Consider the following 20,188-nt stretch of genomic DNA (forward strand, 5'->3'; position numbering starts at 1 on the left):
CCGGCAGCGCCAGCCACTGCTGGGCCAGCAGTTTCAGTGAGTCGGCCAGCGCAATATCCGACTCCGGACGCACCACTTCTGCCGCGCCGCCATCTTCCGGATAAAGCAGGAACTTACCGCTGTTGCCATCGACATTCAGGCGCAGCAGCGGGCCATTAGCCGTCTGACGCACGAACTGACGGCGCGCCTGTAACGCAGGCAAACGCAAACCGAAATCAAGAAACTGTACACCGCTATCTTCAATCAGCGTGATTTTCTGTTTGTCATCGATGAGGGGAGCCAACATGTTTACTTACTCTCACGCTTAATCGTCAACGGGAACACCTGATCTGCGCCATATTGCGCAGTACAGCTGGCAATGCCATCACCGGCTTTACACACCAATTCCGGCATGCGGTAACGCGATTTATCGCTGCAGCTGGCAGTATAGCGGCTGCGTACTTCCATGATGCCGGAGGTGGTCATCGCGGCGGTGACATCGGCTTTGCAGCGGATGTTATCGCCCTGGGTAATGGTGGCGGTGCCTTTGCCATTGCGGATCTGATAGCGCAGGCTCGGCGGCTTGCCGGTTGGCAGATTGGTCTGACGCAAGGTGACGCGCCAGGTGCCATTGATAAACTTCACGGAGCCGACGCGCGCATCTTCGGTGGTCATCACCAGATCGTCGGCTTTTGCCGGTTCGGTATGTTCTGCTACCACTTCAGGCGCGGCGGCAGGGGCCACGACCGGCGCAGCGGCGATCACGCTGGCCGCGGTTTGCGGCAGCGTGGCGGCGAGTTTTTCGGCTTTCACTATCACCGCAGGCGTCTTCATGACCGGCACCGGAGCATCAGCAACGCTGGCCGCTGCCGGTTTGGCTGGCTCAGGCGCGCTGTGCAGCCAGAAGGCGACACCCGCGGCGACCACCGCCGCAACGGGTAACAACAGCATCAGCGGACGCACGGCAAAGGCGCGACGTGGTGGCGCGACGGGTTCGGGTGCGGGGTCAGGCGCTGGCTCGGGAATGACTTCAGCCGCCGGTTGTTCGATTTCAGCTTCAGGCGCGATCACCGGTTCGGCAGCGGCAGGCGGTACGTCGATCAGCGGCGCAATCACTGGTGCCACCACCAGCGGTGCGGCAGGCGGTTCCGGCAACAGCGGCGGCAACGCTTCTTCCAGCGTCTCGCGCAGGCAGGCCAGCGCGTCATCACGCGAACGCGCCTGCGGATCGACAAAGCCCCAGAAGGTGATCACCGGTTTGCCATCCACCAGATAAACGTACTGCTGGTCCGGGAACTGCAGGGTTTTGCTCAGCAACGCACCAAACAGCCGCATGGCAGGATTATCCGCATCGCGCGCGCGCAGGCTCAGCGCCTGGAGATCCTGCTGGTTCAAGGTCAGCAGCTCCAGCGCCTGACGGCGTTCGTGGTCGCTGGCGCCCAGCCAGGATTTCACTTTGCCATTAAACGGGGCATACCAGTCGAGGCGATCACCGCGCTCATTGGCCTGCGGAATCGCCAGGCAGTTGGCCAGTGTAGTTTGGCGGCGCAGACGCAAGGTTTCGCGGATTTGCAAGGCGGAACTCCAGACCGGCTGGCCGTTTTCACCCAGTGCCAGTACCGTGTCCAGATTGCCGCTGCGCAGAAAAGTTTTTGCCACTCGTTGGGCCCTTATCGGTGGTTGTCTGAGGCAGAACAGTGTGTGTTGATGGCGATGGTAGTGATCTTAAGCCAAATGCCGGCAAATCAAACGGCTGATAAAGGGGGGAAAACAGGGCGTTTTTCCCGGCTGCGGGGTCAGGTTGCTGAAATTTTAAGCGCGGCTGCGTGGGGACAGAATCAAAAACGTCAGCATGCCGCCGAGCAAGCCCCAAAACGCGGAGCCAATGCCCAGCAGCGAAATGCCGCTGGCGGTGATCAGAAACGCCACGATGGCGCTATCGCGCTGCGCCGGTTCTGCCAGCGCGCGTTGCAAACTGCCCGCAAGCGTGCCAAGCAGCGCCAGGCCAGCCAGCGTAGCGATAAATACCGGCGGCAGCGCGCTCAGCAGCACGGCAATCAATCCGCCGGTAAAGCCGGTGAGGAGATAGAATACGCCCGCCAGCGCAGAGGCCATCCAGCGTCGCGCCGGATTGGCATCAACCTCCTCACCCATACAGATGGCGGCGGTAATCGCGGCAATGCACACCGAAAAGCCGCCAAACGGCGACAGTATCAGGGCGATAAATCCGGTCCAGCCGGTCAGCGCGGAAATCGGTGGTTGATAGCCATGCGCCTGTAGAGTCGCCATACCGGGCGCGTTTTGTGAAGCCATCGTCACCAGAAAATAGGGTAAACCGACGCCAATCAACGCGGCCAGATTGAATTGCGGCATGATAAATTCTGGCCGACTGATGGCCAGCGCATGTGGCGGTAAATGAAGGGTTTGCTGGTAGAACGCTACCAGCACGCCTGCGATGAGCGCCAGAATGATGGCGTAGCGCGGCAGCCAGCGGCGGCTAATCAGCCATACCAGACACATGCTGCCGCACAGGGCGAAATGGCTTTGCAAACCGCTAAAGGTGCCGATACCAAACCGCAGCAGAATGCCGGCCAGCATCGCCGCCGCCAGCGACTGGGGAATGTGATTCATCAGCCTGGCAAACAGACCGGTGACGCCGCACAACACAATCAACAGGTTGGTGGCGACAAACACGCCGACCACTTCATTGAGCGTCAATCCCTGCACGCTGGTGGCGAGCAACGCGGCGCCGGGCGTGGACCATGCTGCAAGGATGGGCATACGCGTCCACAACGACAGACCCAATGACGCCAGCCCCATACCGATGCCCAGCATGGAAAGCCAGCCGCCAATCTGCTCCGGCGATGCGCCCGCCGCTTGTGCCGCCTGAAAGATCAGTGCCGCTGAGCTGCTGTAGCCGATCAGCACGGCGACAAAGCCCGATATCAGCATGGGAAAAGAGAAAGCGCTGCGCGTGGTGGCGGTCATCATCCGGTCACATCCCGTTGTGCGTTATAGCGCACATTGTTGCATGGGACGCTATAGCGCACAAGTGCTACACTGCGCGCGAGCTTTCGGGAGAACACATGGAAAATCTGCATCAACATTTGAGCCTGGCGCTGAAGCAATTGCGGCAGGCCAACGGCTGGAGTTTGACGCTGGCGGCGGAGCGCACCGGCGTGAGCAAAGCGATGCTTGGCCAGATCGAGCGCGGCGAATCGAGCCCAACAGTGGCGACGCTGTGGAAAATCGCTACCGGCTTTAACGTGCCGTTTTCCTTCTTTGTGCAGGGCAGCGATCACCCGCCGGGCAGCGTGGCGACTTTCAGCCAGCCGAACGCGCAGATGCAGGTCAAACCGCTGCTGCCATACGATGCCAGGCTGCGGTTTGATCTGCTGGAGGTGACGTTGGCGGGCGGCGCGCAGAGCGACTCATCCGCACATGAAAGCGGGGTGATTGAGCAAGTGGTGGTGCTGGACGGTGAATTACTGTTGGGCGTGGAAGGGACCTGGCGGCGCTTGCTGCAGGGCGAGGCCAGCCAGTTCGCCGCCGATACACCGCACAGTTACCGCAATCCCCTCAGCACGCCGCTGCGCTTTCATAGCTTGATTCATTATCTGCAACGGGATTAGCTGCCAATTACAAATTGATACGAAGGTAAACTACACAGTTTGCCTTCGTATTTATATACTCGCGGCTCATCAGTAAGGGAGACGGTGCCATGAGCGACCTCAACAGCGCGGCGGCGATACTGCGCAGTATCAATGGCAAACTGGCGCGTCGCTTGCGCGAATCAGCGCCACCGGGCGATCTCACCTGGTCGCAGGTCTCGGTGCTGGGTTATCTGGTGCGGGATGGCGCGATGACGGTCACCGAACTCGCGGCGCGGGAAGCGGTGCGCACCCAATCGATGGGCGCCACGATTGCCAGCTTACAGGCGTTGGGCATGGTAAAGGGCGAGGCCGATCCGCTGGATGGCCGTAAAACCCGCTATCATCCCACTGATGCCTGCCTGCACCTGATTGCCGCTAACCGCGCGCAGCGTGATGACTGGCTCGTCAACAGCATCGCCACGCAATTGAGTTTGCAGGAACAGCAAACGCTGCTGGCGGCTATTCCCTTACTGCAACGACTTGCCGACCAATAATCCTGAGAGGACACAACATGGCTTTAACTACCCTTGACGACAACACCGCGCTGATTGTGATTGACCTGCAGAACGGCATTGTCGCGCTGCCTGTGGCACCGTTAGAGGCTAACGAGGTGATTGAGCGCTCAGCGCGTTTGGCCGATGCCTTCCGTGGTCAAAAGCGCCCGGTGGTGCTGGTTAATGTGGCTGGTGGCGCACCGGGCCGCAATGAGCAGCCTAAGCACGGCGGCGATCTGCCTGCCGATTGGGCGACGTTAGTGCCGGATCTGGCGCAGCAGCGTGGCGACATCGCCATCACTAAGAAAACCTGGGGCGCATTCCACAATACTGACCTGCATGAACAACTGCAGCAGCGCGGCATCACTCAGGTGGTCATCTGTGGCATCGCCACCAGCATTGGCGTGGAATCAACGGCGCGTCAGGCGTATGAATTGGGCTACAACGTGACGCTGGCCACCGATGCCATGACCTGTCTGAATGCCGAAACGCACAAAAACAGCGTTGAACGCATCTTCCCGCGCCTGGGTGAAACTGGCACAACGGAAGACGTACTGGCACTGTTGAAGTAAAAAGACAATTACCATTCTATAGGGCGAGCAATAATGTTCAGTCTGATAGGTACAAAGTCGATTTCCAATGCACAAGGATCTGAAATTCGGTGATGTATCAAAGGAAGAGAGCGCTTTACCGTTTTTGCTTTCTGATTAAGTACTGGATTTTTCGCTGAGGTTTTCTTTTTAGTCATGTTCATTCTCACATAGAAAAAGAGAATGAAAATAGCGAACCTGTAGCTTCATACCCAAGCAAAAAAAGAAAAAGCCCTGCAATCCAGACAAGTCTTGCAGGGCTTTTACATCATCTTCTACAACGCGTTTATTTACTGAAACGCATAACTCACCGTCAGACCCACGCTGTAATTACGGCCCGGCGCCGGTTCGTAATAACGACCGTTGCTCTCGTTGACGATCACCGAGCCGATGTAGTTACGGTCAAACAGGTTATCGACGCGGCCAAACAGATCCAGCGTCCAGTTCTGCACCAGCCACTTATAACCGCTGTTGACGCCAACCACAGTGTAAGACGGCGCTTTCACATCGTTCTCATCATCCGCGGCGATATCGCTCAGGTAGCGCACATCGGTTCCGGCATACCAGCCCTGATCGGGGGCGTAGGCCAGACCGGCATAAGCCATATTGCGGGCAATGCCGGGAATACGGTTGCCGTCGCAGCTTTCGGTGCCGCAGGCGTTAGAGCGATAGCGCGCATCCAGCAGGGTCCATGCGGCTTTGAAACGCCAGCTCTCGCCGAACTGCTGATCGAGACCCAGCTCTAAACCGCGACGACGCGTTTCACCGGCGTTTTTGTAAGTTGTTCGTCCTTCAAAACTGCCATTTGAAACAATTTCGTTTTTAGTGTCGGTCTGAAACACTGCGGCAGTTAATAATCCATTGCCGATACGTTTTTTGCTGCCCAACTCAACCGTTTCGCTAGTTGCCGGTTGCAGCCCTAGATTAAGACCAGCCTGGCCTTGAGCGCGATAAGACAACTCATTCAGCGTTGGTGTTTCGAAACCGCGACCGGCAGAAACGTAGGCGTTCCAGCTGTTATCAATGGCGTAGTTCAGTGCCGCCGCCGGCAGCCAGCGATGGTAGCGACGATTGCCACTATCATCTAAATCGGTAGAAGTGACGTAATAGTCATTGGAATCAAAATTTACCGTACTAAAACGCACGCCAGCATCCAGCGACAGTTTGTCGGTTAGCTGCCACGCGGTTTGCAGATAGGGATCGAGGTTCCACATCAGATTGCGTTCGTTACGACGCATATCGCCCTGCACGCCCAACTCGTTGGCGGTAAAGTTTTGATAACCCTTACGCTTCTCGGTCATGGTTTCATAGTCGAGGCCACCGGTGAAAGTTACCGGAATGGTGAACAGTGCGTCGCGGTGCGTCCAGCGCGTATCAATGCCCTGATAATGACGCGACAGCGAAATCACGCCGCCGGGATAACCGGGATTTAATTGGGTGGCTCTCGGAATCGATTGATACTGGGTGGTTTCACGTTCACCGGCGTACATCATCACGCTCAGGTCGTCGTTTTCACTCATCTGGCGCTGATAGTGCAGGCCGGCCTGCGTCTGGTCGACGGTTTTACGCGCATCGTACAGCGTGACGTTGTTGGCCACCTGGCGCGGATTATCCTTCCACTGTGCGGCGGTCAACCCGCCCGGATCCTGTGCTTCAACGTGCACGCTATTAAACAGCAGCGTCAGGGTGCTGACATCATCAATGCGCACGCCGAGTTTGGCATTACCCAGATTCTTCTGCGCCGAGCTGTGATCGCGATAGCCGTGTGTGGTAAAGCGTGAAGCGGAAACCGTGTAGTTGACGTCACCGGCCTGAGTGCCGTCGCCGGTTGCGCCGCTGGCTTTCACGCTGTTGCGCCAGCTGCCGTAACTGCCGTACCAGCTGCTGGCTTCCAGCGTGGTTGGCTGCTGGCCGGTTTCGGTTTCAACGCTAATCACGCCGCCGGATGAGTTGCCATACAGCGCCGAGAACGGGCCGCGCAGCACGTCGATATGGTCAATCGATCCGATATCAATATTAGAGGTTTGTCCCTGGCCATCAGGCATGGTCGCCGGGATCCCGTCGACATACATACGAATGCCGCGCAGGCCGAACGTGGAGCGCGAACCAAAGCCGCGCACCGAAATCTGCAAATCCTGCGCATAGTTCTGCCTATTTTGAATCTGCAAACCGGGCACGCTGGCGAGATTTTCTGACAAATTCACGCGCGGTGCCGCGTGACGCATATCGTCGCCGGAGACCACGCTGACCGCCGCTGGCGTATCCAGTTCGGAAAGGCCGGACGCGGACGGCGCGGCACTGACCACCATGGTATTGCTGGCAGCGCCTGCCGCTAGCGCCGAGACCGGTAACATCGCAGGCAGCATCAACAGCGAAGCCTGGCGCAGTAAAGCTATTTTCATTATGAAAGACCGTAAAAAGGGCGTGGAATGAACCGATTGGAACATTAATGGCGCGTATGTTAATCGTTTTTTCATTTGTTTGAAAAGCGTTAATAGTATGACGGATTATTACTGTTTGCGGTGTTGAAAATGTTTTTTCATCGCATCTCTCGCCTGGCTGCGTGGGGAAAATTCTGTCAGTCTGGCGGTTTTGTCTGAAGGCACAAAAGAGAGGGAATATGAGTCAACAACCTGTGGTAGCGGTACTGGGATTGGGTGCAATGGGCCATGCGTTTGCCGCCAACCTGCTGAAAAAAGGCTTCAGGGTACGCGGCTGGAACCGCACGCGTGCCAAAGGCGAAGATCTGCTGAGCGCAGGCATCCACCTGAGCGACAGCGCGGCGCAAGCGGTTGAGGGCGCGGACGTAGTGATCGCCATGTTGGCTGATGGCGCCACCACGCGTCAGGCGCTGAACGACGCCAGCAGCGCGCTCAAGCAGGGCGCAACCCTTTGCCAGATGGGCACCATCGGTGTGGAAGCCACCGATCAACTGATCGCCGAATTTAAACGCGCCCGTCCGGATGTGGTGTTTATCGACGCGCCGGTTTCCGGTACGAAAGCGCCGGCAGAAAATGCACAAATCCTGGTGATGGCGAGCGGCGACCAAAGTAAAGCCCAGGCCGCCGAGCAGGTGTTTGCTGCAATTGGTAAAGGCACGCAGTGGCTGGGTGCCGCGGGTGCCAGTTCGCGCATGAAGCTGGTGGTGAATAGCTGGTTGATTGGTTTGATGCAGAGCCTGGCGGAAAGTACCCGTTTGGCGGAAGCGTTCGGTTTCAGCACCGACGATCTGTGGAAAGTGCTGGATGGCGGTCCACTGGCTGCACCCTATGCCAAAATGAAGCTCGGCATGATTGCCAGCGGCGATTTCACCCCACAGATGCATCTGGTGTGGGCGCTGAAAGACGCCAAACTGGCGCTGGACGCGGCGGGCGACAGCAAACTGCCCGCGCTGGAAAACATTGTGGATGTCTGGCAGCAAGCGGTGGACGCCGGTTACGGTGAGCAGGATCTGGCGGCGGTTTATCAGTATCTGAAACGCTAATATGAGCGCGCGGCTCAACTTCGATTTTGCCCATCGTCCGCTGGTGCCGTATGCGCACGATTACGCGCATGGTGACGCCGAGCCGTGGCATTACCACGATTGCGCACAGCTGATCCACACGCTGAGCGGCGTGGTGAAAGTCGAAACCCAGCAGGGCAGCTGGATTGTGCCGCCCAGCCGCGGCGTCTGGCTGCCTGCCGGAACGCGCCACGCATTACATATCGTTGGTGCGGTGGCGGCGCGTACGCTGTTTGTTGATCCGCTGGCGCGCGCCGATCTGCCTGCCAGTTGTCAGGTGGTGCAGATTTCGCCGCTGCTGCGCGAGTTGATCGTCAGTGCGCTGGCGTTGCCAGAGCAGTACGGCTCCGGCAGCCGCGCCGAGCGCATTTATGAGCTGATACTGGATGAAATACGCGTGATGGATGTGCTGCCGTTTGGCCTGCCGCTGCCGGAAAGCGAGCGGCTGCTGAGTTTATGTCAGCACATTCAGCACGCGCCGGGTGAAAACTGGACGCTGGCCCGTGCCGCCGCTGAGCTTTGCGTGGCCGAGCGCACGCTGGCGCGCCATTTCAGTCGCGAAACCGGTTTGCAGTTTAGCGACTGGGTACGACGCGCGCGGCTCAGCGTGGCGCTCACTCGTTTAGCGCAGGGCGAAAGCGTGTTAACGGTGGCGCTCGATCTCGGTTACGACAGCCCGAGCGCTTTCAGCGCCATGTTCCGCCGCGTGCTCGGCGTTACGCCAGCGAACTACTTTCCTGCGGCAGAAAAGCGTGCGCTGCGTTAAGCAGAGCCTGCAGTGAGGCGCGCGCCACATCGTTATCAATGCCCACACCCCACGCACGTTCACCGCGGGCATTAACGCAGCTGATGTAGGTCACCGAGCGGCTGTCGCTACGTTTTCCCAGCGTATGTTCATGATAATCCTCGATGGTGATGGCTAAATCGTAGCGCTGACGCAGCGCTGCAACCGCGGCAGACAGTAATCCGTTGCCTCTGCCCTCCAGCGTCACCTGCTGCACTCCTTGTTGTAATCGCGCTTTGAAACGCGTTTCGCCTTTGTCATCGCTGTGGCTTTCCGCTTCCAGCAAACGCCGCGCCGGCTGAGTTAAGCCGTAATGCTGACAGAACAACTGCCACAGCGCGTGGTGCGTCATCTCCTGACCATGTTGATCGGTTTGCTGCTGCACGAGGCGGCTGAAATCCTGCTGCAAACCGCGCGGCAGCTGCAGGCCGTGATTTTGCTCTAGCAGCCACGCTGCACCGCCTTTGCCGGATTGGCTATTGACGCGGATCACCGCTTCATAGCTGCAGCCAATATCCATTGGGTCGAGCGACAGATACGGCATTTGCCAAATCGCTTCTTCACGTTCGGCACGCTCGGCAAAGCCTTTGCGAATCGCATCCTGATGTGAACCGGAGAACGCGGTAAACACCAGCTCGCCGGCGTAAGGATGGCGGGGATGCACCGGCAGCTGATTGCAGCGCGTCACGACTTCCAGCACCTGCTGGATATCGCTGAAGTCGAGCTGTGGCGCCACGCCCTGGGTGTAGAGATTGAGCGCCAGCGTGATGAGATCCACGTTGCCGGTGCGTTCACCGTTACCAAACAAACATCCTTCCACGCGATCGGCGCCCGCCAGCATCGCCAGCTCGGCACAGGCAATGCCGGTACCGCGATCGTTATGCGGATGCACGCTGATCGCCACGTGCGATCGCTGACTGAAGTGGCGACAGAAATACTCAATCTGATCGGCATACACGTTTGGCGTGTTCACCTCAACGGTAGCCGGCAGGTTGATGATCATCGGGCGTGTCGGGCCCGGTTGCCAAATCGCCGCCACCGCTTCGCAAATTTCCAGCGCAAACTCGGGCTCGGTAAAGCAGAAGGTTTCCGGAGAATATTCGAAGGTCCACGCGGTATCGGTTTGTTCTGCACAGCGGGTGCGAATCTGGCGCGCACCCGCGCAGGCCAGCTCAATAATTTCAGCTTTGCTCTGGCGGAATACGCGCTCGCGGAACAGCGGCGCGGTGGCGTTGTACATATGGATGATCGCCTTCGGTGCGCCACGCAGCGCCTCAAAGGTACGATCGATCAGATCGCTGCGCGCCTGGGTGAGCACCTGGATCGCCACGTCATCAGGAATGTGGTGCTGCTCGATTAACAGGCGCACAAAATCAAAGTCGGTTTGCGAGGCCGCCGGAAAGGCCACCTCAATCTCTTTAAAGCCGCAGCGCAGCAGCAGTTGCCAGAACTCCAGCTTGCGCGCGCTGTCCATCGGCGTGGCCAACGCCTGATTACCGTCGCGCAGGTCGGTGGAGAGCCAGCGCGGCGCCTGTGTCAGCTGACGCGATGGCCACTGGCGGTCGGGTAAATCAATCACCGGAAACGCACGGTATTTTGTCGCGGGTTGAGTGAGCATAACCATCTCCTTGTTGTGTTGGGTGTAGTCTCGCCTGGCAGCGCGTGCCTCGGCTCGCCCATTGCTGACAACCACGCGCGCATAACTGACAACCTATATGCGCCAGGCGGCATTTCACATGCGAAATCGGCATCGGTCATTTGACGCGCGCGGGTTAGGCTGGGGTTTTGCACGACGAGATAAAACACAATGAAAAGAGCAGCTTTGGCACTATTGATCGTGGCAGCCAGCGGGGCGGCCACAGCTGAAACCGTAACGCTGCGTATTGCCGATCAAAAGGGAAATATGCACGCCGAAATGGAAGCTGCACAGCAGTTACACCACCTCAATTATAAAATCGAGTGGGCCGAGTTCCCGGCGGCGGCGCCGCTGGCAGAAGCGCTGAATGCCGGTGCGGTAGATGCCGGTATTATCGGCGATGCGCCGCTGCTGTTCTCGCTGGCGGCAGGTTCGCAGGTGAAAGCGGTCGCGGTGAGCAAATCGGTGCCTGAAGGATTGGCGGTGCTGGTCAGCCCGGATTCAGCGATCAAAACGGTTGCCGAACTCAAGGGCAAAAACATCGCCACCGGACGCGGATCGATTGGTCACTTTGAAGCGCTGAAAGCGCTGGAGCAGGCGGGTATCAGCGATAAAGACGTCAAATGGCGCTTCTTAACGCCGGCGGATGCGCGCATCGCGCTGGCCAACGGCTCGGTGGATGCCTGGGCAACCTGGGATCCTTACACTGCGCTGGCGGAAGTGACCAACACCGGCCGCGTGCTGGTGAATGGCGTAGGGCTGTCCAGCGGCAACAGTTTCCTCGCCGCCACCGATGCGGCGCTGCAAGACGATGGCAAACGTGCCGCGCTGCAGGATTACGTTAACCGTTTAGCCGCGGCCGATCGTTGGGCCAACAGCCATGTGGATGAGTACTCCACCACGCTGGCGAAGATCATCGGCTTCCCGCAAGAGGCCGCAGCGAAATCGTTCTCCCGCCGGAAATCACATTGGCAGAGCATTGATGACGCCACCATCGCCCAGCAGCAGGAGACCGCCGATTTCTACCAAAAATACGGTTTACTCCAGCAGCATCTTGATGTGAAACCGACGTTTTATCATGGCTTACAGGTTGCGCAGAACTAACCCTTTGTGCGCCGAAATTTGGCGAAACAGTAGCGCGCGCGTAGCATGGCGGCATGTTGTTTCGTCAAAGATCTCCCCATGCTAAAAACCTTCGACGGTCATAATGACCTACTGCTCAATCTGTGGCTGCATCATCGCGATGATCCCGCACAGGCCTTTTTCCATGGTATTGAAAAGGGCCATCTCGATTTTCCTCGTATGCAGCAGGGCGGTTTTGCCGGTGGTCTGTTCGCCCTGTTTGTGCCGCCGCCGCGCTATGTACAAGAGGTCGCCCCGCAGCGCGCGCAGGAAAATCTGCAACCGCTGGAGATTCTCTGGCAGCAGCTCGATATTCTTAAAGCGCTGGCGGCGCAATCCGCCGGGCGCGCGCGTTTGTGCCTCAGCGCCGCGGATATTGCCGCTTGCCGCGCCGAGGGTGTGCTGGCGCTGGTGGCGCATATCGAAGGGGCGGACGGATTTGATGCCGACGGCGCAGCGCTCGACGCTTTTTATCAGGCCGGCGTGCGCAGCATCGGCCCGTTCTGGAATCTGCCTAATCGCTTTGGCGAGGGCGTCAGCGGTGCGTTTCCCCATTCGCCGGACACCGGGCCAGGCTTAACCGCCGCCGGCGAGCAGCTGATTGCCGCAGCCAATCGCCATCGTATGCTGATTGACCTGTCGCACATGAACGAGAAAGCTTTTTGGGACACCGCGCGTCTGTCAACCGCGCCGCTGGTGGCGACGCACTCCAACGCCCACGCGCTGTGCGCACAGCCGCGCAATCTCACCGACGATCAATTGCGCGCCATTCGCGACAGCGGCGGTGTGGTGGGTGTGAATTTTGGTAACGCGTTTTTACGCAGCGATGGCAAACGCGATAACGACACGCCATTGATCGAAATTGTTAAACATGTTGAGCACTTGATCGCGATAATGGGCAGCGATCATGTGGCGCTGGGTTCCGATTTTGATGGCATCAGCGTGCCCGAAGCGTTGAAAGATGTCTCCGGATTGCCGCGCCTGTATGCGTTGTTGCGCTCACTGGGCTACGATCAAACGGCACTCGAGCAGCTCGCCTGGGGCAACTGGCAGCGCGTGTTGCACCAGATTTGGCGGGATTAGCACAATTCCCTTACCTAATCAGGGTTGATCTGCTCGCTACATTGGCGCAACATCTGCGCGCGTCATGATTGCAATGTGATCTACGTCACAGCTGCAATTATCTCCAGCAGAGAGTTCTCTGCATTTTGACTGAAGAAGAGGAAGAAAATTATGTGGAAAAAACCTGCGTTTATTGACCTGCGTCTGGGCCTGGAAGTGACTCTGTACATCTCCAACCGCTAAGACTTCTGCCCGCCGTTCGTGCGGGCATTTTGTTTTCTCTCTCTGGTCAACGTTCATGTTTATTAAAGTCCTCGGTTCAGCGGCTGGCGGCGGCTTCCCGCAGTGGAACTGTAACTGCGCCAACTGCAGCGGCCTGCGTAACGGCACTATTCAGGCGCAGGCGCGCACGCAATCCTCCATCATTGTCAGCGACAACGGTGAAGATTGGGTACTGTGTAATGCCTCGCCGGACATCAGCCAGCAAATTGCCCACACCCCAGAATTGATAAAAAAGGGCGTGCTGCGCGGCACCGCCATTGGCAGCATTATTCTTACCGACAGCCAAATCGATCACACCACCGGCTTGCTCAGCCTGCGTGAAGGTTGCCCGCATCAGGTATGGTGCACGCCAGAAGTGCATGCCGATCTCACCAGCGGCTTCCCGATTTTCACCATGTTGCAGCACTGGAACGGCGGTTTGCAGCATCATGCGTTAACGCCGCTGGAGCCGTTCCGCGTTGATGTGTGCCACAGCCTGCAATTCACCGCCATTCCTATCCTCAGCAACGCGCCGCCCTATTCGCCGTATCGCGATCGTCCGCTGCCGGGACACAACGTGGCGCTGTTTATTGAAAACACCGCCAACGGCCAAACGCTGCTGTACGCCCCGGGACTCGGTGAGCCCGATGCGGTGATCATGCCGTGGCTGCAAAAAGCCGATTGCCTGCTGATTGACGGTACGGTGTGGCAGGATGATGAGCTGCTGACCACCGGCGTCGGCAAAAATACCGGCAAGGCGATGGGGCATTTAGCGCTGGCCGAAGAACAAGGTTTGATGGCGTTGCTGGCTTCGCTGCCGGCCAAACGCAAAATTTTGATTCACATTAACAACACCAATCCGATCCTTAACGAGCAGTCGCCGCAGCGTGAATTTTTGACGCAGCAGGGCATTGAAGTGAGTTGGGATGGCATGGCGATTCATCTGCAGGAGTTTGCATCGTGATCATTACCGAAGCACTCGCGCCCGCCGCCTTTGAGCAGGCGCTGCGCGACAAAGGCGCGTTCTACCACATTCATCATCCGTACCACATTGCGATGCACAATGGTGCCGCGACGCGCGAGCAGATTCAGGGCTGGGTGGCGAACCGCTTCTATTATCAGACCAATATTCCGCTGAAAGACGCGGCGATCATGGCCAACTGCCCGGATGCGGCGACGCGTCGTAAGTGGGTGCAGCGCATTCTCGATCACGACGGCAGCAACGGCCATGAAGGCGGTATTGAAGCCTGGCTGCAGCTGGGGGAAGCGGTGGGTTTGGATCGCGACGTGTTGCTGTCAGAGAAGCTGGTGCTGCCGGGCGTGCGCTTTGCAGTGGATGCCTATGTTAACTTTGCCCGTCGGGCCAACTGGCAGGAAGCGGCGTGCAGCTCGCTGACCGAGCTGTTCGCGCCGCAGATTCACCAGTCGCGCCTCGATAGCTGGCCGCAGCACTATCCATGGATCAAAGAGGAAGGTTATTTCTACTTCCGCAGCCGCCTGAGCCAGGCGAATCGCGATGTGGAACACGGCCTGGCGCTGGCGCTTGAGGTATTCACCACCGCCGAGCAGCAGAACCGTATGCTGGAGATTCTGCAGTTTAAGCTCGATATTCTCTGGACCATGCTGGATGCCATGACCATGGCGTATGCACTGCAGCGTCCGCCTTATCATACGGTCACCGATCAGGTGTCCTGGCACAGTACAAGATTGGTATAAACATATGAAAGATAATGTGATTCCTGCTTTCCGTCGCGGTTACCGCATGCAGTGGGAAGCGGCGCAGGAGAGCCACGTCGTGCTCTATCCGGAAGGCATGGCCAAGCTAAACGAAACCGCCACGGCGATCCTCGAACTGGTGGATGGCAAACAGGATGTGGCCGCGATCACCGCTACGCTGGATGCGCGTTTCCCGGAAGCGGGCGGCGTGGGCGATGACGTGAAAGAGTTCCTGCAATCTGCCATCGAACAAAAATGGATACTCTGTCGTGAATCCGAGTAAAACCGTGACGCCGCCGCTGTGGCTGCTGGCAGAACTGACCTATCGCTGCCCGCTGCAGTGCCCGTATTGCTCTAATCCGCTGGATTTCTCCCAGCAGGAGAAAGAGCTGACCACCGAACAGTGGATTGAGGTGTTCCGCCAGGCGCGCGCCATGGGCAGCGTGCAGCTCGGTTTTTCCGGCGGCGAACCGCTAACGCGTAAAGATTTGCCAGAGCTGATCCGCGCCGCGCGCGATCTCGGTTTCTACACCAACCTGATCACGTCGGGCATCGGCCTGACGGCGAAAAAACTCGACGCCTTTGCTGATGCCGGGCTCGATCACATCCAGATCAGCTTCCAGGCCAGCGATGAAACGTTAAACGCTGCACTGGCGGGTTCGAAAAAGGCTTTCCAGCAGAAGCTGGAGATGGCGAAAGCGGTGAAAGCGCACGGCTATCCGATGGTGCTGAACTTTGTGCTGCATCGCCATAATATCGACCAGATCGACAAAATCATTGATCTCTGTATCGAGCTGGAGGCCGATGATGTCGAACTGGCAACCTGTCAGTTCTATGGCTGGGCGCAGCTTAACCGTGAAGGATTACTGCCGACGCGCGAACAGATCGCCAACGCCGAATCAGTGGTGGCCGATTATCGTCAGCGCATGAGCGCCAGCGGCAATCTGACCAATCTGCTGTTCGTCACGCCGGATTACTATGAAGAGCGGCCAAAACCCTGCATGGGCGGTTGGGGATCGATCTTCCTTAGCGTCACACCTGACGGCACCGCGTTGCCGTGCCACAGTGCGCGTCAGCTGCCGGTCGAGTTCCCGTCGGTGCTTGAACGCACGCTGGATGACATCTGGTACAACTCGTTTGGCTTTAACCGCTATCGCGGTTTTGACTGGATGCCGGAACCGTGCCGCTCCTGCCATGAGAAAGAGAAGGACTTTGGCGGCTGTCGCTGCCAGGCGTTTATGCTGACCGGCGATGCGGACAATACCGATCCGGTGTGCAGCAAGTCGCCGCATCACGGCAAAATCCTCGAAGCGCGGCGTCAGGCTAATTGCAGTGATATCAAAATCCAGCAGCTGCAGTTCCGCAATCGTAGCAACTCCGAACTGATCTTTAAGCAGCGCGTCACCTGATGAACGCGCGCCAGATCACGCTCGCCAACGGCCTGCGCTGTTATCTGCACCATCAACCCGGCGCACGCGATGCGGCGGCGTTAATGCGCGTGCAGGCGGGCAGCCTGGATGAGCCGGATCGTTGGCCAGGCCTGGCGCATTTGCTTGAGCATCTGCTGTTTTGCGGCAGTGAAAACTTCAGCGACGACAACCGCCTGATGCCGTGGGTGCAGCAGCAGGGTGGCCAGGTGAATGCCACCACGCAGCTGAGCCGCAGCGCCTTTTTCTGCCAGCTGCCGGCAGCGGCGTTATCAGCCGGCGTGCAGCGGCTGTGCGATATGCTCGCGGCACCGCTGCTCACCTCACAGGCTATCCAGCAGGAAGTGGCGGTGATTGATGCTGAGTATCAGCTGCTGCAAAGCCATGCTGAAACGCTGAGTGAAGCGGCGCTGCTTGATGCGCTGCAAGGCCGTTTTCAACGCTTTCGCGTGGGCAGTCGCGCGGCATTTGGTGACAACGTCACTGATTTGCGTGCGGCGTTACAGGCATTTCATCAGCATTGGTATCACGCTGATAACATGCAGCTTTGGCTGCAAGGTCCGCAATCGCTCGATCAACTGGCGCAGCTGGCGTCGCAGTTTGGCAGCGGATTATTAACGGGTGGTGCAACCCCAGCGGCAATCGAACCTCTACTGCTGCCAGGCGATGGTTTGCTGCAGCTGGCGGGGGAAGAGAGCTTCTGGCTGACGCTGCTGATTGACGGCGATGAGCCCACCATCCGTGACAACGTCACCTTGCTGAATACTTTTTGGCAAGATGAAGCACCTGGCAGCTTAATGGCGCTACTGCGCCGTGAAGGGCTATGTCAGTCCTTTAACGCCCAGTGGTTGTGGCAGAATACGCAACAAGCGTTACTGGCGCTGCGTTTTAGCGCTGTTCAACTTTCTCCTGCGCAGGCGCAACATATTGAACACTACTTCTGGCAGCATCTCACCGCGTTAAGAGGGGCGCATGCGCGGCAGCATCAACACTACGCGCAGCTTGCCCAGCAGGATTTCGCCGCCGCGTCCGCGCTGGAGCAGCTACGCGGCAGGGCGCTCGGCTTCGCGCCTGGCTTAACCGTTCCCGCTAATTTGACGGACTTTGCCTCTGCGTTACCTCATTGCCCACGCAGGCGTTTGCTCACACAGCAACAGCTGAAGGGTATACCGCAGCAGAAACAGGGATTTACGCTGCCACTAGCTGAATGGTTGCCCCAACCGTGGGTCGCCATCGAACCTGCGACGTTTCACTTTTATCCGGCGTCAGCACAGCTAAGTTTGCCTCACTTACCGCCAGTGGCGCAGCCGCTGCCGGTGATTGCGCCCGTGCAATCGGTTGAGACGCTGCTGCTGCGCCCGGCCTTTTATCAGCTGTTGCGCGATGAGGAAGCGCAGGCGCGGCAACGCTTATTACGTCCGGTGCTGGCTGAGTTGCGTCACGCCGGTGGCAACGGCAGCTGGCAGCAAAAACAGGGTAGCTGGCAGCTGGTGCTTAATTTGCCTGCTTGCGCCGATCGCGCTTTGCTTAGCGTGCATCAGGCATTACAGGCGCTTAACGCACCGGCGCAGGATCAACGCGTCACGACAACGCACTCTATCGTTATTCGTCAGCTGCTGGCCGCTTTGCCTGGCAAACTGATCCCGCCGCAGGCAACACCACCATGGTTGGTCGCGTGGTGCGGCGTAAAGGGTGCGTTAAGCCAGCGCGTGGCCCATCTGCTCAGCGATTTCTCCCCCGAACTGGCGCGCGATGCGACGCCTGCCAAGCTGCATCGCGGCGTGGTGCCGGTTGCCTGTTACGGGAGCGATCAGGCGCTGTTACTGTTTATGCCGCTGCCGCACGCAGATAACGCCAGCCTCGCGGCGTTACGCACGCTGGCGCTGATGCTGGAAACGCGTTTCTTCCAGCAGCTGCGGGTGGAGAAGCAAATTGGCTATGTGGTGTCGGCGCGCTATCAGCGAGTTGCGGATGTCGATGGTTTAATGTTGGCGCTGCAGTCGCCGAATATCCCGTGGCGCACGCTGCTTGGCCACTGCAAACGCTTTATGCGAGACATGCTCGCTGAAATCGCCGCTATTCCTGCAGCAAATCTCGCGGCCTGGCAGGCCAACTTAGCGATGCAGTGCGTAAACCAGGACAATAGCGAGCGTGCGCAAGAAGCGCTGCGCCAGCAGTTTGGCTTACCCATTCTTAACCGCGCCGCCATCCAGTCGCTGATGCTGCCGCAGCTACAGCACCTTCACTATCGCCTGCTGCGTGAAAGGCATCGCTGGTTAATTTTGGTTAATCAAAGTTGAAAGGCGATGTGTTTACCGTTGGGCAGCGTAACGTCAATACGAAGTTCACCACCCAAAGCGTCAACATAACGTTTTAATGTGGAGAGTCGCGGGTCGTTGCCGGGATTTTCCATTTTTGCCAGTGTGGGTTGCGAGACGCCAATCACACGTGCTAATTCAGTTTGCGAGAGATTAAGCTCTTCACGTAGCTGGCTCAAGGCAATCTCCTGGCGCAATTTCTCGACTTTTTTAGCGATCCGCTGCTGGCTTTCAGGTGATTGTTTTTCCAGTAACTCTTTCAAAGTAGACATCTTATCCCTCCATCTGTGCCACATGCTTACGGTATTCTGTTTCAGCAAGGCGAATCATCGTTCGGTAAAACTGTTTTTGGTTGCAGCCGGTTTTATTCCCTGCGCATAGCACAATAGCGCGTCGCACCGGATCAAAAGCGAAAAATGCCCTGATGGGGTTACCTGCATGCTGAATGCGCAACTCCTTCAGGTTAGGGACATCGCTACCTTTTAGCGTATCAACATAAGGGCGTCCCAATTGGGGTCCCATTTCACCTAAAATAGTCATCGCGGCTAACACATCTTCGCGCAGTGCTTCACTCTGCGCCAGGAACCACTTATCGAAAACATCCGTTGTCAGAATTTCCCACATAATGCCATCCCATAGCTTTTTTGCTATAAATAACCTATAGCCTTTAGACTATGAAAGCAACGAGCATGCTACTTACTTGCTGTGACTTTTTCGTATGATGATTATTACTCATTGATATTTTTGAATATATTTGACAGTCACCAGCAAATCTCTTCACTGGTTAGTTAGCGGGTAAAGGGCGACACTCACTGCATTATCCCGATCTAAAAGGAACTGCGAGTGAAAAACGTTACCCGTCTTGCGCTGCCACTGTTGGCGGCGGCTACGCTTTATGCCCCCTTGTCACAGGCTGCAGCGATGCACTATGCCCTCGATCCGGCGCACACCTCGGTCATCGTGACCTGGACGCACTTTGGTTTCTCTCACCCGACGGCCGATATCCCGAATAGCAAAGGGTCAATCGTATTTGATAAGGATCAGCCGCAGCAGTCGCGCGTTGATGTCACGCTGCCGATTACGCAAATTGATACCCACGTACCTGCATTGACCAAAGAGTTTCTCGGTGCTGAGTATTTCGATACCGCAAAATATCCTTCAGCGGTATTCCACAGCACCAAAGTGGAAGCCAAGGGTGATAACAAATTCGACGTGGAAGGTAACCTGACGTTGAAAGGGATTACCAAGCCGGTTACCTTGCATGCCACGCTTAATCAGCAGGGCATGCATCCGATGGTGAAAAAAGAGGCGATTGGATTTGATGCCACTGGCGTAATTAAGCGTTCGGATTTCAAGCTGGATAAGTATGTGCCAGCGGTAGGCGATGACGTGACATTGACCATCTCAACAGAAGCATACGCGAAATAATCGCATCGATGTTTGCTGAGTCACAATCGCTATGAATCCGCCAGGACGCGCATTCATGGTGACCAGGTGCGCTTGAATGCGCACCCTACGAAATCCCGCTAAATAACCGTAGGGTCGCCGTTTATGGCGTAATGCTCGTCAGTTAAGCAGCGCACTGGCTCCGCGGGGGTTCCGCCCGCTAAGCGTATGGCAGTTTCAGAATGTGTGAAGCCGGCG

Annotated in this window: 21 protein-coding genes; 14 read left to right on the forward strand and 7 right to left on the reverse strand. The window is 57.6% G+C overall.

The genetic code is table 11. From position 1 onward, the window contains the following. The 3 genes from PMI17_RS19415 to PMI17_RS19425 all read right to left on the reverse strand — a co-directional run. The coding region (locus PMI17_RS19415) for a virulence factor SrfB (protein ID WP_007891785.1) at positions 1 to 286 on the reverse strand (286 nt) is incomplete at its 3' end. Between the two features lie 2 nt (positions 287 to 288). Continuing rightward, entirely contained in the window at positions 289 to 1,638 is a 1,350-nt protein-coding gene (locus PMI17_RS19420; protein ID WP_007891786.1) for an SrfA family protein, read from the reverse strand. A 153-nt stretch (positions 1,639 to 1,791) separates the two neighbouring features. Next, entirely contained in the window at positions 1,792 to 2,970 is a 1,179-nt protein-coding gene (locus PMI17_RS19425) for a benzoate/H(+) symporter BenE family transporter (RefSeq protein ID WP_007891787.1), read from the reverse strand. 95 nt (positions 2,971 to 3,065) lie between these two features. Between PMI17_RS19425 and PMI17_RS19430 the strand changes: the two genes are divergently transcribed. The 3 genes from PMI17_RS19430 (at position 3,066) to PMI17_RS19440 (ending at position 4,698) form a co-directional block, all read left to right on the forward strand. Then, entirely contained in the window at positions 3,066 to 3,611 is a 546-nt protein-coding gene (locus PMI17_RS19430) for a helix-turn-helix domain-containing protein (protein WP_007891789.1), read from the forward strand. 89 nt (positions 3,612 to 3,700) lie between these two features. Then, positions 3,701 to 4,126, forward strand: a complete 426-nt coding sequence (locus PMI17_RS19435; protein ID WP_007891794.1) for a MarR family winged helix-turn-helix transcriptional regulator — start codon at positions 3,701 to 3,703, stop codon at positions 4,124 to 4,126. Between the two features lie 17 nt (positions 4,127 to 4,143). Then, on the forward strand, positions 4,144 to 4,698 hold the full coding sequence (locus PMI17_RS19440; RefSeq protein WP_007891795.1) for an isochorismatase family protein: 555 nt from the start codon (positions 4,144 to 4,146) through the stop codon (positions 4,696 to 4,698). Positions 4,699 to 5,006: 308 nt separating this feature from the next. On the opposite strand, the gene pqqU is transcribed toward PMI17_RS19440, so the two are convergent. Beyond that, complete coding sequence (pqqU, locus tag PMI17_RS19445) at positions 5,007 to 7,118, reverse strand: TonB-dependent receptor PqqU (RefSeq protein WP_193372786.1); 2,112 nt, start codon at positions 7,116 to 7,118, stop codon at positions 5,007 to 5,009. Between the two features lie 194 nt (positions 7,119 to 7,312). Here pqqU and PMI17_RS19450 point away from each other — a divergent pair, with 194 nt between their 5' ends. Both PMI17_RS19450 and PMI17_RS19455 read left to right on the forward strand, forming a co-directional pair. Then, on the forward strand, positions 7,313 to 8,200 hold the full coding sequence (locus PMI17_RS19450) for an NAD(P)-dependent oxidoreductase (protein ID WP_255348774.1): 888 nt from the start codon (positions 7,313 to 7,315) through the stop codon (positions 8,198 to 8,200). Position 8,201: 1 nt separating this feature from the next. Then, the gene (locus PMI17_RS19455) at positions 8,202 to 8,984 is read left to right on the forward strand and encodes a helix-turn-helix transcriptional regulator (protein WP_007891798.1); all 783 of its coding nucleotides are present in this window, start codon (positions 8,202 to 8,204) and stop codon (positions 8,982 to 8,984) included. Here the strand turns inward: PMI17_RS19455 and leuA are convergent. Further along, positions 8,935 to 10,620, reverse strand: coding sequence for a 2-isopropylmalate synthase (gene leuA / locus PMI17_RS19460; protein WP_007891799.1), 1,686 nt, complete (start codon positions 10,618 to 10,620; stop codon positions 8,935 to 8,937). The genes PMI17_RS19455 and leuA overlap by 50 nt on opposite strands. Before the next feature lie 189 nt (positions 10,621 to 10,809). On the opposite strand from leuA, the gene PMI17_RS19465 reads away from it, so the two are divergent. The 8 genes from PMI17_RS19465 to pqqF all read left to right on the forward strand — a co-directional run bounded on the left by PMI17_RS19465 (position 10,810) and on the right by pqqF (position 18,526). Further along, entirely contained in the window at positions 10,810 to 11,742 is a 933-nt protein-coding gene (locus PMI17_RS19465) for an ABC transporter substrate-binding protein (protein WP_007891800.1), read from the forward strand. A gap of 78 nt (positions 11,743 to 11,820) precedes the next feature. Further along, complete coding sequence (locus PMI17_RS19470; RefSeq protein ID WP_036621913.1) at positions 11,821 to 12,843, forward strand: dipeptidase; 1,023 nt, start codon at positions 11,821 to 11,823, stop codon at positions 12,841 to 12,843. 150 nt (positions 12,844 to 12,993) lie between these two features. Continuing rightward, on the forward strand, positions 12,994 to 13,065 hold the full coding sequence (pqqA, locus tag PMI17_RS24970; protein WP_002905689.1) for a pyrroloquinoline quinone precursor peptide PqqA: 72 nt from the start codon (positions 12,994 to 12,996) through the stop codon (positions 13,063 to 13,065). A gap of 55 nt (positions 13,066 to 13,120) precedes the next feature. Continuing rightward, complete coding sequence (gene pqqB, locus PMI17_RS19475) at positions 13,121 to 14,047, forward strand: pyrroloquinoline quinone biosynthesis protein PqqB (RefSeq protein WP_007891804.1); 927 nt, start codon at positions 13,121 to 13,123, stop codon at positions 14,045 to 14,047. Next, on the forward strand, positions 14,044 to 14,799 hold the full coding sequence (gene pqqC / locus PMI17_RS19480) for a pyrroloquinoline-quinone synthase PqqC (protein ID WP_007891806.1): 756 nt from the start codon (positions 14,044 to 14,046) through the stop codon (positions 14,797 to 14,799). The genes pqqB and pqqC overlap by 4 nt, the downstream gene beginning before the upstream one ends. A gap of 4 nt (positions 14,800 to 14,803) precedes the next feature. After that, on the forward strand, positions 14,804 to 15,082 hold the full coding sequence (gene pqqD, locus PMI17_RS19485; protein ID WP_007891807.1) for a pyrroloquinoline quinone biosynthesis peptide chaperone PqqD: 279 nt from the start codon (positions 14,804 to 14,806) through the stop codon (positions 15,080 to 15,082). Then, positions 15,069 to 16,208 (forward strand): pyrroloquinoline quinone biosynthesis protein PqqE, encoded by a 1,140-nt coding sequence (gene pqqE, locus PMI17_RS19490; protein WP_007891809.1) that lies wholly within the window; start codon positions 15,069 to 15,071, stop codon positions 16,206 to 16,208. Before pqqD ends, pqqE begins: the two co-directional genes overlap by 14 nt. Further along, a complete protein-coding gene (gene pqqF / locus PMI17_RS19495; protein WP_007891811.1) occupies positions 16,208 to 18,526 on the forward strand; it encodes a pyrroloquinoline quinone biosynthesis protein PqqF in 2,319 nt (772 codons plus the stop codon). Before pqqE ends, pqqF begins: the two co-directional genes overlap by 1 nt. Here the strand turns inward: pqqF and PMI17_RS19500 are convergent. Together PMI17_RS19500 and PMI17_RS19505 are read right to left on the reverse strand one after the other, a co-directional pair. Beyond that, positions 18,517 to 18,816, reverse strand: coding sequence for a helix-turn-helix domain-containing protein (locus PMI17_RS19500; protein ID WP_007891812.1), 300 nt, complete (start codon positions 18,814 to 18,816; stop codon positions 18,517 to 18,519). The two genes, pqqF and PMI17_RS19500, sit on opposite strands and share 10 nt — an antisense overlap. Before the next feature lies 1 nt (position 18,817). Next, complete coding sequence (locus PMI17_RS19505) at positions 18,818 to 19,168, reverse strand: type II toxin-antitoxin system RelE/ParE family toxin (protein ID WP_007891814.1); 351 nt, start codon at positions 19,166 to 19,168, stop codon at positions 18,818 to 18,820. Positions 19,169 to 19,387: 219 nt separating this feature from the next. Here PMI17_RS19505 and PMI17_RS19510 point away from each other — a divergent pair, with 219 nt between their 5' ends. After that, positions 19,388 to 19,972, forward strand: a complete 585-nt coding sequence (locus PMI17_RS19510; protein ID WP_007891816.1) for a YceI family protein — start codon at positions 19,388 to 19,390, stop codon at positions 19,970 to 19,972. Positions 19,973 to 20,188 lie beyond the last annotated feature (216 nt).

Source organism: Pantoea sp. GM01, assembly GCF_000282675.1.
In the GTDB taxonomy this organism is placed as follows: domain Bacteria; phylum Pseudomonadota; class Gammaproteobacteria; order Enterobacterales; family Enterobacteriaceae; genus Pantoea; species Pantoea nemavictus.

Coding starts and splice junctions, on each gene's coding strand:
- PMI17_RS19465 (WP_007891800.1), top strand. CDS start 10,810: ATGAAAAGAGCAGCTTTGGCACTATTGATCGTGGCAGCCAGCGGGGCG.
- pqqB (WP_007891804.1), top strand. CDS start 13,121: ATGTTTATTAAAGTCCTCGGTTCAGCGGCTGGCGGCGGCTTCCCGCAG.
- PMI17_RS19500 (WP_007891812.1), bottom strand. CDS start 18,816: ATGTCTACTTTGAAAGAGTTACTGGAAAAACAATCACCTGAAAGCCAG.
- pqqF (WP_007891811.1), top strand. CDS start 16,208: ATGAACGCGCGCCAGATCACGCTCGCCAACGGCCTGCGCTGTTATCTG.
- PMI17_RS19470 (WP_036621913.1), top strand. CDS start 11,821: ATGCTAAAAACCTTCGACGGTCATAATGACCTACTGCTCAATCTGTGG.
- PMI17_RS19430 (WP_007891789.1), top strand. CDS start 3,066: ATGGAAAATCTGCATCAACATTTGAGCCTGGCGCTGAAGCAATTGCGG.
- pqqU (WP_193372786.1), bottom strand. CDS start 7,118: ATGAAAATAGCTTTACTGCGCCAGGCTTCGCTGTTGATGCTGCCTGCG.
- PMI17_RS19455 (WP_007891798.1), top strand. CDS start 8,202: ATGAGCGCGCGGCTCAACTTCGATTTTGCCCATCGTCCGCTGGTGCCG.
- PMI17_RS19425 (WP_007891787.1), bottom strand. CDS start 2,970: ATGATGACCGCCACCACGCGCAGCGCTTTCTCTTTTCCCATGCTGATA.
- pqqD (WP_007891807.1), top strand. CDS start 14,804: ATGAAAGATAATGTGATTCCTGCTTTCCGTCGCGGTTACCGCATGCAG.
- leuA (WP_007891799.1), bottom strand. CDS start 10,620: ATGCTCACTCAACCCGCGACAAAATACCGTGCGTTTCCGGTGATTGAT.
- PMI17_RS19505 (WP_007891814.1), bottom strand. CDS start 19,168: ATGTGGGAAATTCTGACAACGGATGTTTTCGATAAGTGGTTCCTGGCG.
- PMI17_RS19435 (WP_007891794.1), top strand. CDS start 3,701: ATGAGCGACCTCAACAGCGCGGCGGCGATACTGCGCAGTATCAATGGC.
- PMI17_RS19440 (WP_007891795.1), top strand. CDS start 4,144: ATGGCTTTAACTACCCTTGACGACAACACCGCGCTGATTGTGATTGAC.